General features: G+C 67.5%; 9 protein-coding genes. All 9 read left to right on the top strand.

The features are described 5' to 3' along the window. A partial coding sequence (locus VIR62_RS15580; protein ID WP_431872775.1) for a thiamine pyrophosphate-dependent enzyme occupies window positions 1-964 on the top strand: 964 nt, incomplete at its 5' end. Continuing rightward, the gene (locus VIR62_RS15575) at window positions 961-1,221 is read left to right on the top strand and encodes an ACT domain-containing protein (RefSeq protein ID WP_431872773.1); all 261 of its coding nucleotides are present in this window, start codon (window positions 961-963) and stop codon (window positions 1,219-1,221) included. The genes VIR62_RS15580 and VIR62_RS15575, both read left to right, overlap by 4 nt. Further along, window positions 1,218-2,801, top strand: coding sequence for a 2-isopropylmalate synthase (locus VIR62_RS15570; protein ID WP_431872772.1), 1,584 nt, complete (start codon window positions 1,218-1,220; stop codon window positions 2,799-2,801). Before VIR62_RS15575 ends, VIR62_RS15570 begins: the two co-directional genes overlap by 4 nt. Further along, window positions 2,798-3,910, top strand: coding sequence for a 3-isopropylmalate dehydrogenase (leuB, locus tag VIR62_RS15565; RefSeq protein ID WP_431872770.1), 1,113 nt, complete (start codon window positions 2,798-2,800; stop codon window positions 3,908-3,910). The genes VIR62_RS15570 and leuB overlap by 4 nt, the downstream gene beginning before the upstream one ends. Beyond that, a complete protein-coding gene (gene leuC, locus VIR62_RS15560; protein ID WP_431872768.1) occupies window positions 3,907-5,340 on the top strand; it encodes a 3-isopropylmalate dehydratase large subunit in 1,434 nt (477 codons plus the stop codon). Before leuB ends, leuC begins: the two co-directional genes overlap by 4 nt. Beyond that, complete coding sequence (leuD, locus tag VIR62_RS15555; RefSeq protein WP_431872766.1) at window positions 5,337-5,900, top strand: 3-isopropylmalate dehydratase small subunit; 564 nt, start codon at window positions 5,337-5,339, stop codon at window positions 5,898-5,900. The genes leuC and leuD overlap by 4 nt, the downstream gene beginning before the upstream one ends. 1 nt (window position 5,901) lies before the next feature. Continuing rightward, complete coding sequence (gltB, locus tag VIR62_RS15550) at window positions 5,902-10,467, top strand: glutamate synthase large subunit (protein ID WP_431872764.1); 4,566 nt, start codon at window positions 5,902-5,904, stop codon at window positions 10,465-10,467. Window positions 10,468-10,473: 6 nt separating this feature from the next. Further along, window positions 10,474-11,877 (top strand): glutamate synthase subunit beta, encoded by a 1,404-nt coding sequence (locus tag VIR62_RS15545; RefSeq protein WP_431872762.1) that lies wholly within the window; start codon window positions 10,474-10,476, stop codon window positions 11,875-11,877. A 4-nt stretch (window positions 11,878-11,881) separates the two neighbouring features. Further along, window positions 11,882-12,139, top strand: a 258-nt coding sequence (locus VIR62_RS15540; protein WP_431872761.1) for a dihydroxy-acid dehydratase, incomplete at its 3' end; no start/stop codon positions are given.

Below are 12,139 nucleotides of genomic sequence, written 5' to 3'. Positions count from 1 at the left end.
GACCCTGAAGGGGCTGGGGGGCGTCCCGACCGACGATCCGGCTTTTCTCGGCATGCTGGGCATGCACGGCACGCGGGCGGCCAATGTCGCGATCGACAATTGCGACCTCCTCGTCTGCGTCGGCGCGCGCTTCGACGATCGCGCGACCGGCAAGCTCGATACCTTCGCCCAGCGCGCCAGGGTGATCCACATTGACGGCGACCCTGCCGAGATCGGTAAGCTGAGGCGGCCGGAGGTCGGCATCGCCGGTGATATCGGCGAGATACTGGACCGTCTGACCGCCGTGCCGGAGGACGCCCAGGCCTGGCGGAAGCAATGCGCCGAGCAGAAGCGGATGTGGGCCATGGCCTATGACGCGCCCGGAAACGGCGTTTATGTGCCCGCCCTGCTGAAAGAGCTCTCCGAGGCGGCCGGGGACAGGGCGATCTTCACCTGCGATGTCGGCCAGCACCAGATGTGGGTGGCGCAACACTGCCGCTTCACGCGGCCGCAGGCGCATCTCACCAGCGCTGGGCTCGGCACCATGGGCTATGGTCTTCCGGCGGGGATCGGCGCGCTGCTCGCCGATCCGGAAGCAAGCGTGATCACCGTGTCAGGCGACGGCTCGATCATGATGAACATCCACGAGCTGGCGACGCTGAGGCGCTACCGTCTGCCGCTCAAGATCGTGCTGATCGACAATGCGCAGCTCGGCATGGTCCGCCAGTGGCAGGAGTTGTTCTACGAGGAGAATTTCTCGGAGATCGACCTCACCGACAATCCCGACTTCGCGGAGGTGGCGCGGGCCTTCGGCATCGAGGCCTTCACTGTCGATCACCGCCATGAAGTTTCGGACGCGATCCGGCGGCTTCTGGAGACGGCGGGGCCGATCCTTTGCCACGTCCGGATCGACCCGCGCGAGAATGTCTGGCCGCTCGTGCCCCCCAATCATTCCAACGTCCAGATGATGGAGAAGAGACGATGAGCGATAGGATCCGGATCGATTTTGCGATGGCGGAAGGCGCCGTTCTTCGTGTGCTCGGCCTCATCGAGCGGCGTGGCTATCGCCTGTGCGCCATCGGCATGACCGAGCATGAGGATGGCGAGACGGCTTCTATGGAGCTGGAGATTGCGGCGCGCGACGCCGGGCGCGAGCTGGACGTGCTCGACCGGCAGATCCGTCGCCTGGTCGGCATTCGCGCCGTCGCCCGCTTTCCCGTTCGAATTGCGAGCGCGGCATGATGGAACAGGTTCGCATCTTCGACACCAGCTTGCGCGACGGCGAGCAGGCGCCCGGCTTCTCGATGAGCGAGGACGCCAAGCTGCGCGTGGCACGGGCGCTCGCCGCGCTGAAGGTCGATGTGATCGAGGCCGGCTTCGCCGCCGCCTCGCCCGGCGACGCGCGCTCGATCGTCAGGATCGCCGAGGAGGTCGAGGGGCCTGTCATCTGCTCGCTCGCGCGGGCGACCGACGGGGATATTCGCGCCGCGGGCGCGGCGCTGGCCAACGCGCGGCGCAAGCGTATCCATGTCTTCCTCGGTACCAGCCCGATCCATCGGGAGGCGAAGCTGGAGCTCACGCGAGCCCAGGTGCTGGAGAAGATCCGCGCCTCCGTCGCCCTCGCGCGCGAGCATGCGGATGATGTCGAATTTTCGGCCGAGGATGCGATCCGCACCGAGCGCGACTTCCTGGTCGAAGCGCTTTCGGTGGCCGCGGCGAGCGGGGCGACGACGCTCAACGTGCCGGACACGGTGGGATACACGACGCCGGACGAGATTTACGAGCTGTTCCGGCATCTCTCAGTCCATGTCGATCGGCCGCGGGAAGTCGTCTTCTCCGCTCATTGCCATGACGATCTCGGCATGGCGGTCGCCAATTCGCTGGCGGCGGTGCGGGGCGGCGCGCGGCAGGTGGAGTGCGCCGTCAACGGCATTGGCGAGCGCGCCGGCAATTGCGCGCTGGAAGATGTGGTGATGGCGCTCAGGACCCGTGCCGACCTGTTCGGCGTGTCGACCGGCATCGACACCACCAAGATACTGGCCGCAAGTCGCACCCTGGCGCAGGTCACCAACAGTCCGCCGCCGCGCAACAAGTCGATCGTCGGCGCCAATGCCTTCGCCCATGAATCGGGCATTCACCAGCACGGCATCCTCAAGAACCGCGAGACCTACGAGATCATGAAGCCCGAGGATATCGGGCTCGCGACCGACGGCATCGTGCTCGGCAAGCATTCGGGCCGACACGCGCTCGTGGCGCGGGCAAAGGGCCTGGGCTTCGCGCTGGAGGGCGAGACGCTGGATCGGGCCTTCGCCACCTTCAAGGAGGTGGCGGACGAGGTCGGCATTGTCGATACGGCGCGGCTGATGGCGATCCTCGCCGGCAGCGGCCGGGAGGGCCGTCAGTCTTTCTGGAGCCTCAGGAAGATCGACATACGTTCGCCCGTCTCGGCCAAGGCCTGGCCGGTGGCGAGGGTGGAGCTCGAGCATGGCGAGCGGGGGCGGGTGACGGACCTTGCCTCGGCGCCCGGCGCGCTCGACGCGGCCTTCGCGGCGGTGAGCCAGATCATGGGTGTGCCCGCCCGCGTCGACAAGCTGGAGCTCCAATATATCGCCGCCGATGCCGGCGAGCGCGCTTCGGACGGGCAGGGCGCCAACGTCCTTATCGAGATCGTCCTGGAGGTGGAGGGGGAGCTCTTCTCAGGGCGCGCCCGGGCGCGCGACATCCTTCCCTGCTGCCTTGCCGCCTACATCGACGCTGCCGCCAATGCGGAGGCGGTCCGGCGCCTGCGCGACACTCCCCCCAAGCGGGCTGAAGCCGCATGAACAAGGATAGAGACATGAATATCGTGGTGCTGCCCGGTGACGGCGCCGGGCCGGAAGTGTCGGCCGAAGCGGTCAAATGCCTGGAGCTGCTGTCGGACCATTGCGGCCTCGACCTCCGGTTCGAAACCCTGGACTTCGGCGGTGCCGCCATCGATACGGCGGGTTCGCCCCTGCCGGACAGCACCCTTGCGGCCTGCAAGGGCGCGGACGCGGTGCTGATGGGCGCGGTTGGCGGACCCCGCTGGGACGGGCGGCCCGAAATGCCGGAGGCTGGCCTGCTGAAGCTCCGGCGCGCGCTTGGCCTCTTCGCCAATCTGCGCCCGGCGCGGGTCATCCCAGGCCTGGAGGCGCTGTCGCCGCTTCGCGCGGATGTCGCCGAGGGTGCCGACGTGCTCGTGGTGCGCGAGCTGACCGGCGGCGTCTATTTCGGCGAGCGCACCTTTAGCGAGGAGGCGGCGTCCGACCTGTGCGTCTATTCGCGCGCGGAGATCGAGCGCATCGCCCATGTCGCCTTCCAGGCCGCCCGTCGGCGCGGGCGCAAGGTGACGTCGGTCGACAAGGCCAATGTGATGGCGACGTCGAAGCTGTGGCGCCGCACGGTGGTGGAGGTGGCGGAGCAATATCCCGGGGTGGCGCTCGACCATATGTATGTCGATGCGGCGGCCATGGCGCTGGTCACCAATCCCCGCCGGTTCGACGTGATCCTCACCGAGAATATGTTCGGCGACATATTGTCGGACGAGCTCTCGGTGATCGGCGGCTCGATCGGGTTGCTGGGCTCGGCGAGCGTTGGCGAGACGGGACCCGGCCTTTTCGAGCCGATCCATGGCTCGGCAATCGATATCGCCGGGCTCGACATTGCCAATCCGTCCGGCGCCATTGCCAGCGCGGCCATGATGCTGGAGCACCTCGGCCTGGCCGACATGGGCCACATTCTCGGCGAAGCGTTGCGCAAAACCCTCCTCGCGGGATGCCGGACGGCCGATCTCGGCGGCAGCGCACGCTGCTCGGAATTCGGCGAGACCGTGCGCGAATATCTGCGGCGGCGCCTCGTCCACTATGACGTCCATCTGGAGCTGGTGACGATGAACCGGGGCTGCTGCGCATGAGCGCACAGCCGCGGACGCTCTATGAGAAGATCTGGGATGCGCATGTCGTCGAGCGGCGCGCGGACGGCACCTGCCTTGTCTATGTCGACCGGCATCTCGTCCATGAGGTGACGTCGCCGCAAGCGTTCGAAGGGCTGAGGCGGGCGGGCCGGACGGTCCGCCGACCGGACCTGACCTTGGCGGTGGCCGACCATAATCTGCCGACGACGCCGCGGGTCGACGCCAGGGGCGCGCGGCTGCCGATCGCCGATCCCGGCAGCGCTGAGCAGCTTGCCGCGCTGGAAGCCAATGTGGCGCAGTTCGGTGTTCCCTATATAGAGGCCACCGCCGAGGCACAGGGCATCGTCCATGTCGTCGGACCCGAGCAGGGCTTTACCCTTCCGGGCACCACCCTGGTCTGCGGCGACAGCCATACCGCCGCGCACGGCGCGCTCGGCGCGCTCGCCTTCGGCATCGGCACCAGCGAGGTCGAGCATGTGCTGGCGACGCAGACGCTGCTGCTGACGCCCTCGAGGACCATGGAAGTGCGGGTCGAGGGCCGCCTCGGCTTCGGCGTATCGCCCAAAGATGTGGTGCTGGCGATCGTCGGTCGGATCGGCGCGGCCGGCGGGACCGGCCATGTCATCGAATATCGCGGCGACACGTTTGAGGCGATGAGCCTCGAGGGGCGGCTGACCGTCGCCAACATGTCGATCGAGGCGGGCGCGCGCTCAGGCCTCTTCGCGCCGGACGAGACGACCTACGCCTATCTGAAGGGTCGGCCGATGGCGCCGGCGGGCGAGGATTGGGAGAGGAAGCTCGCCTGGTGGCGGACGCTACCCACGGACAGGGGCGCCCGCTTCGACAGGACCGTTCGTCTGGACGCGGCGCAGATCGCGCCCAATGTCACCTGGGGCACGAGCCCGGAAGACGTCGCCCCGATCACCGCCACCATACCCGATCCGGAGAGCTTCGCCGATCCGGCGAGGCAGGCGGCCGCGCGGCAGTCGCTCGACTATATGGGCCTCGCCGCCGGCACGGCGCTGCGGGACGTTCCCGTGCAGCATATCTTCATCGGCAGCTGTACCAACAGCCGCATCGAGGATTTGCGCGCGGCGGCCGAGGTGGTGCGCGGCCGCCGGGTGGCGGATGGCATCAGGCAGGCGCTGGTCGTGCCGGGCTCCGGCCTCGTCAAGCGCCAGGCCGAGGCGGAGGGGCTGGACCGCATCTTCACCGAGGCGGGCTTTGAATGGCGCGAGCCCGGTTGCTCCATGTGCCTTGCCATGAACCCCGACAAGGTGCCGGCGGGCGAGCGCTGCGCCTCCACCTCCAACCGCAATTTCGTCGGCCGCCAGGGTCCGGGCGCACGCACCCATCTCGTCTCGCCCGCCATGGCGGCGGCGGCGGCGGTGACCGGTCGGCTCGCGGATGTCAGGGAGCTGGTGGCATGAGGGCGGTAAGGAGGGTCGAGGGGCGCGCTTATCCGCTCGGCCGCAACAATATCGACACCGACGTCATCATCGCCGCGCGGCACCTCAAGACGATCCGGCGCGAGGGGCTCGGCGTTCACGCGTTCGAGACGATCCGACAGGAGCCGGGCAATGTGCTCGACGATCCCGCTTATGTGGGCTCCCCTATCCTGATCGCGGGCGACAATTTCGGCTGCGGGTCGAGCCGCGAACATGCGGCCTGGGCGCTGGCCGACATGGGTGTCGAGGCGGTGATCGCGCCGAGCTTCTCGGACATTTTCTCCGGCAACGCTTTCAAGAACGGCATCGTCGCGGCCAAGCTGGAGCCGGGGGCGGTGGATCGGCTGCTCCAGGTCGCGCGCGCCCATGCCATCGCGGTCGACCTTGAAACGATGACGGTGACGTCGCCCCTCCGGGACCGCTTCACCTTCGAAATGGACCCGTTCAGGCGCCAGTGCCTGATGGAGGGCCTGGACGAGATCGCCCTGACGCTTTCGAGCGAAGCGGCGATCCGAGCCTATGAGATGAGAACAGGAGTCTGATATGCGAGCGCCGGTAAAGCAGGGACTTTACGACCCCCGCAACGAGAAGGACGCCTGCGGCGTCGGCTTCATCGCGAATATCAAGGGCGAGAAGTCGAACGCGATCATTCGCGACGGCCTGCAGATGCTCGCCAATCTCGATCATCGCGGCGCGGTGGGGGCGGACCCGCTGATCGGCGACGGCGCCGGCTGCCTCATCCAGATACCGGACGCGCTGCTTCGCCATTGGGCCGACGGCAACGCGCTCACCCTGCCGCCGCCGGGCGATTATGCGGTAGCGATGTGCTTCCTGCCGCAGGACGCCCGCGCCCGCGAGGCGGCGATCGGCCAGCTCGAGCGCTTCGTGGAGATAGAAGGCCAGATCATGCTCGGCTGGCGCGACGTGCCGATCGACACGGCGGGCATGAGCCCGACCATCGTCGCCGACATGCCGGTCATCCGCCAGGCGATTGTCGCCCGCGGCCCCCGCGCCAAGGACCAGGACGCCTTCGAGCGCAAGCTGCTCGCCATCCGCAAGCAGACCCAGAACCCGCTTGCCGATCTCGCCGAGAAGAAGGATTTGCCGGGCCTCGCCGAATTCTACATCCCGAGCTTTTCGAGCCGCACGATCGTCTACAAGGGGCTGCTGCTCGCGACGCAGGTCGGCACCTTCTACAAGGATCTCCTGAACCCGCTGACCCGCTCGGCCATCGCCATGGTGCACCAGCGCTTCTCGACCAACACCTTCCCGTCCTGGAAGCTGGCGCACCCGTTCCGCTTCATCTCGCACAATGGCGAGATCAACACGGTGCGCGGCAATGTGAACTGGATGAACGCGCGGCGGCGCACGATGGAATCATCGCTGCTGGGGGCGGACCTCAACAAGATGTGGCCGCTCATCCCGCACGGCCAGTCGGATACGGCGAGCCTCGACAACGCGCTCGAGCTGCTGGTCGCCGGCGGATATTCGCTGCCGCACGCGATGATGATGCTGATCCCGGAGGCCTGGGCAGGCAACGAGCGGATGGATGCCGGCCGGCGCGCCTTCTACGAATATCATGCGGCTTTGATGGAGCCGTGGGACGGCCCGGCCGCCATCGCCTTCACAGACGGGCGGCAGATCGGCGCGACCCTGGACCGCAATGGCCTGAGGCCCGCCCGCTTCACCGTCACCGACGACGACCGGATCATCATGGCATCCGAGAGCGGCGTGCTGTCGATCCCGGAGGAGAGGATCGTCCGCAAATGGCGGCTCCAGCCGGGCAAAATGCTGCTCATCGATCTGGAGCAGGGCCGCATCGTCGAGGATGAGGAGATCAAGGCCGACCTCGCGGGGGCGGCGCCCTATGGCGAGTGGCTGCGTGACACCCAGTACAAGCTGGAGGAGCTGCCGGCCGCCGATGCGCCGGCCAAGCGGTCCGAAGATCCCGCCGAGCTTCGCAAGGCGCAGCAGGCCTTCGGCTTTACCGACGAGGATTTGAAGCTGTTCCTCTCGCCTATGGCGGCGAATGGCGATGATCCCATCGGATCGATGGGCAACGATATACCGATCGCGGTCCTCTCCGAGCGCGCCAAGCTGCTCTACGATTATTTCAAGCAGAACTTCGCGCAGGTCACCAACCCGCCGATCGATCCGATCCGCGAAGCGATGGTGATGTCGCTCGTATCGATGATCGGCCCACGTCCGAACCTGCTCGGCCACCATGCCGGCGCGTTCAAGCGGCTGGAAGTATCGCAGCCGATCCTCTCCAATGAGGATCTGGAGAAGGTCCGCGCGATCCATGAGGCGGTCGACGGTGCCTTCCGAACTGCGACGCTCGACGCGACCTGGCCCGCCGGGGGCACGGGCAAGGCGCTGGAGGCGGCGCTTCAGCGGCTGTGCTGGGAAGCGACCGAGGCGGTGCTGGCGGACATCAATGTCCTCATCCTGTCGGATCGGGCGGTGGGGCCGGACCGGGTGCCGATCCCGGCGGCGCTCGCAACGGGCGCGGTGCACCACCACCTCATCCGCCAGGGTCTCAGGATGCAGACCGGGCTAGTCGTTGAGACGGGAGAGGCGCGCGAGGTCCATCATTTCTGCGTCCTCGCCGGCTATGGCGCGGAGGCGGTGAACCCCTATCTCGCCTTCGAGACGCTGGAGGCGCTGGGCGCGAGCGGGGCCGGCGCCGCGAACTATGTGAAGGCCGCCGGCAAGGGCATGCTGAAGGTGATGTCCAAGATGGGCATCTCCACCTACCAATCCTATTGCGGCGCCCAAGTCTTTGACGCCGTGGGTCTATCGACCTGCTTCGTCGACAAATATTTCACCGGCACCGCGACCATGATCGAGGGCGTGGGGCTGGAGGAGATCGCCGAGGAAGCCGCGCGCCGGCATCGGGCGGCCTATGGAAAGTCGTCCGACACCGAGCTGGATCAGGGCGGAGCCTATGCCTGGCGGGTTCATGGCGAGCAGCATGGCTGGACGCCCGACAGCGTCGCCGACCTGCAGCACGCCGTGCGCGGCGAGCTGCCCGACAAATATCGAAGCTTCGCCGCCAGCATCAACGAGCAAAGCCGCCGTCTGCTGACAATTCGGGGCCTGATGGAGCTGAAGCCGGCCGGCACGTCCGTGCCGATCGACGAAGTGGAGCCCGCCAGCGAGATCGTGAAGCGCTTCTCGACCGGTGCGATGAGCTTCGGTTCGATCAGCCGGGAGGCGCACACGACGCTCGCTTTGGCGATGAACCGCATCGGCGGCCGCTCCAACACCGGTGAGGGCGGCGAGGAGGCGGATCGCTTCCGCCCGTTGGAGAATGGCGATTCGATGCGCTCGGCGATCAAGCAGGTCGCTTCGGGCCGCTTCGGCGTCACCACCGAATATCTGGTCAATGCCGATGATCTCCAGATCAAGATCGCGCAGGGCGCCAAGCCGGGTGAGGGCGGCCAGCTGCCCGGCCACAAGGTGGACGGGCATATCGCCGCGGTCCGTCATTCGACGCCGGGCGTCGGCCTCATCTCCCCGCCGCCGCACCACGACATCTATTCGATCGAGGACTTGGCGCAGCTCATCTACGACCTGCGCAACGTCAATCCGGCCGCGCGCATCTCCGTGAAGCTGGTGTCGGAAGTCGGTGTCGGCACGGTGGCCGCCGGTGTCGCCAAGGCACGGGCCGACCATGTTACCATCTCGGGCTTCGAGGGCGGAACGGGAGCCTCACCGCTTACCTCGCTGACCCATGCGGGCCTGCCGTGGGAGATCGGGTTGGCGGAGACTCAGCAGACTCTGGTGCTCAACGACCTGCGCGGGCGCATCTCGGTGCAGGCCGACGGGGGTCTTCGCACCGGTCGGGACGTGGCGATCGCCGCGCTTCTCGGCGCGGACGAGTTCGGCTTCGCGACGGCGCCGCTGATCGCGTCGGGCTGCATCATGATGCGCAAATGCCACCTCAACACCTGCCCGGTCGGCATCGCGACGCAGGACCCGGTGCTTCGCGCCCGCTTCACCGGCGAGCCGGAGCATGTGATCAACTATTTCTTCTTCGTCGCCGAGGAGCTCAGGGCGATCATGGCCTCGCTCGGCATTCGGACGCTGGACGAGATGATCGGACGGGCCGAGCTGCTCGACGTTCGTCCGGCCATCGAGCATTGGAAGGCGAAAGGCGTCGATCTCGGCCGGCTGCTGCACGTGCCCACGGCCGCGCCGTCGGTTGCGCGGCGCAACCGGGACTGGCAACGTCAGGACGTCGGCGACATCCTGGATCACGGGCTGATCGCGGCCGCCGCACCTGCCCTGGAAAGGGGCGAACCGGTCCGGATCGAGCGTGAGGTCCGCAACGTCCATCGCAGCATCGGTGCAGGGCTGTCTGGAGAGGTCGCCCGTCGCCACGGCCACGCAGGCCTCGCCGACGACACGGTGCTCGTTCGGCTCCGAGGCACGGCAGGGCAGAGCTTCGGCGCTTTCCTCGCGCGCGGGGTGACGCTGGAGCTGACCGGCGATGCGAATGATTATGTCGGCAAGGGCCTTTCGGGCGGCCGTGTCATCGTGCGCCAGCCGGACGAGGCGAAGCGTGAGGCGGCTACCAACATCATCGTCGGCAACACCGTCCTTTACGGTGCGATCGAGGGCGAGGCTTTCTTCAATGGCGTCGCCGGCGAGCGTTTCGCGGTCCGAAATTCGGGCGCGGTGGCGGTAGTCGAAGGCGCGGGCGACCACGCCTGCGAATATATGACCGGCGGCGTCGTCGCGATCCTGGGCGAGATCGGGCGCAACTTCGCGGCCGGGATGTCGGGCGGCATCGCCTATGTCTACGATCCGGAGGGGCGGCTTGGCGCCCATTGCAACACGGCCAGCGTCGAGCTGGAGTTGATCGAGCCCGGCGCCGATCCCGACGCCAACCTGGACGACCTGCTCCGCTTCGACGCGGAGCGGCTCCGACATCTTGTCGATCGGCATGCCGCCGCCACCGGCAGCGCCCGGGCGAAGGCCTTGCTCGACGATTGGCACGCGGCGCTCGGGCAGTTCGTGAAGGTCATGCCGATCGAATATCGGCGTGCCTTGGGCGAGCTTCAGGCCGATTCATCCTTCTCTCTCACCGTCGCGGCGGAGTAAGCAAGCATGGGCAAGACGACTGGATTCCTGGAGTTCGAGCGCCGCGATCGGGGCAGCGCGCCGGTGCATGAGCGGGTGCGCCACTGGTCGGAGTTCGCGGAGGCCCCGCCGCACCAGGAGGTGAGCCGCCAGGCCTCCCGCTGCATGGATTGCGGTATTCCCTTCTGTCACACGGGCTGTCCCGTGAACAATCTGATCCCGGACTGGAACGACCTCGTCTATCGGGCCGATTGGCGGCGCGCGCTCGAAAGGCTGCACCTCACCAACAACTTTCCGGAATTCACCGGCCGTATCTGCCCGGCGCCTTGCGAGGCGGCCTGCACCTTGAATATTGCCGACCAGCCGGTGACCATCAAGTCGATCGAATGCGAGATCGTCGATCGCGGTTGGCGAGAGGGCTGGATCAAGCCGCAATGTGCGCCGCGGGGCACCGGGCGGCGGATCGCCATCGTCGGCTCCGGCCCGGCCGGCCTCGCCTGCGCCCAGCAGCTCGCCCGCGCCGGCCACGCGCCGACCGTGTTCGAGAAAAACGACCGGATCGGCGGCCTGCTTCGCTACGGAATCCCGGATTTCAAGCTGGCCAAGTCGCTGATCGACCGCCGCGTCCAGCAGATGGAGATAGAAGGCGTGATTTTCCGGCCCGGCCTGCATGTCGGAGTCGACGTGACGGTCGAGCGGCTGATGGACGATTATGACGTTCTGGTCCTCGCCGGTGGCGCCGAGCGGCCGCGCGAACTGGAGGTTCCCGGGAGGGAGCTGGAGGGAGTCCATTTCGCCATGGATTTCCTCGCCCAGCAGAACCGCCGCAACGCCGGCGATGACGAGACGAAGGCGGCCCCTGGCGGCGCCATTTCGGCGATGGGCAAGCATGTCGTCGTCATCGGCGGCGGCGATACGGGGTCCGATTGCATCGGGACCTCGCATCGCCAGGGAGCGCTTTCGGTCACCCAGCTCGAGATCATGCCACGGCCGCCGGTGCAGGAGGATAAGGCGCTTACCTGGCCGCACTGGCCGATGAAGCTGCGCACCTCCTCCTCCCAGGAGGAAGGGGCGGAGCGCGAATTCGCCGTGATTACCACCGGGTTCAAAGGGGAAAATGGCCGGGTGAGGGCGCTTCGTTGCGAGCGGGACGGCCGGCCGTTCGAGCTGGAGGCCGATCTGGTGTTGCTCGCGATGGGCTTTCTGGGGCCGCGGGCGGACGGCGTCGTTGCCGAAGCCGGAGTGGCGCTCACGCCGCGCGGCGCGGTCGAGGCGGAGATGGGGAGTTATCAGACGAGCGTCCCTCGCATCTTCGCCTGTGGCGACATGCGGCGTGGCCAGTCGCTGGTCGTCTGGGCGATCCGCGAAGGACGCGATTGCGCGGCGGCGGTCGACGCCTTCCTCGCCGCCGGCGCCCGGCGCGCGGCCTGATCCGATGCCCCCATATCGCTCCAGGACCACGACCCACGGCCGCAACATGGCGGGTGCGCGCGGCCTGTGGCGCGCGACCGGCATGAAGGACGAGGATTTCGGCAAGCCGATCATCGCTGTCGTCAACAGCTTCACCCAGTTCGTTCCCGGCCATGTGCATTTGAAGGACCTCGGGCAGCTCGTCGCGCGGGAGATCGAACGGGCGGGGGGTGTCGCCAAGGAGTTCAACACCATCGCCGTCGATGACGGCATCGCCATGGGC

This window comes from Allosphingosinicella sp., assembly GCF_036570505.1.
Taxonomy (GTDB): domain Bacteria; phylum Pseudomonadota; class Alphaproteobacteria; order Sphingomonadales; family Sphingomonadaceae; genus Allosphingosinicella.
This window is presented reverse-complemented; position numbering and strand designations above follow the sequence as displayed.

What these genes read in the sequence shown, in the direction of transcription:
- VIR62_RS15575 (WP_431872773.1), top strand. Translation starts at nt 961, where the DNA reads ATGAGCGATAGGATCCGGATCGATTTTGCGATGGCGGAAGGCGCCGTT.
- VIR62_RS15570 (WP_431872772.1), top strand. Translation starts at nt 1,218, where the DNA reads ATGATGGAACAGGTTCGCATCTTCGACACCAGCTTGCGCGACGGCGAG.
- leuB (WP_431872770.1), top strand. Translation starts at nt 2,798, where the DNA reads ATGAACAAGGATAGAGACATGAATATCGTGGTGCTGCCCGGTGACGGC.
- leuC (WP_431872768.1), top strand. Translation starts at nt 3,907, where the DNA reads ATGAGCGCACAGCCGCGGACGCTCTATGAGAAGATCTGGGATGCGCAT.
- leuD (WP_431872766.1), top strand. Translation starts at nt 5,337, where the DNA reads ATGAGGGCGGTAAGGAGGGTCGAGGGGCGCGCTTATCCGCTCGGCCGC.
- gltB (WP_431872764.1), top strand. Translation starts at nt 5,902, where the DNA reads ATGCGAGCGCCGGTAAAGCAGGGACTTTACGACCCCCGCAACGAGAAG.
- VIR62_RS15545 (WP_431872762.1), top strand. Translation starts at nt 10,474, where the DNA reads ATGGGCAAGACGACTGGATTCCTGGAGTTCGAGCGCCGCGATCGGGGC.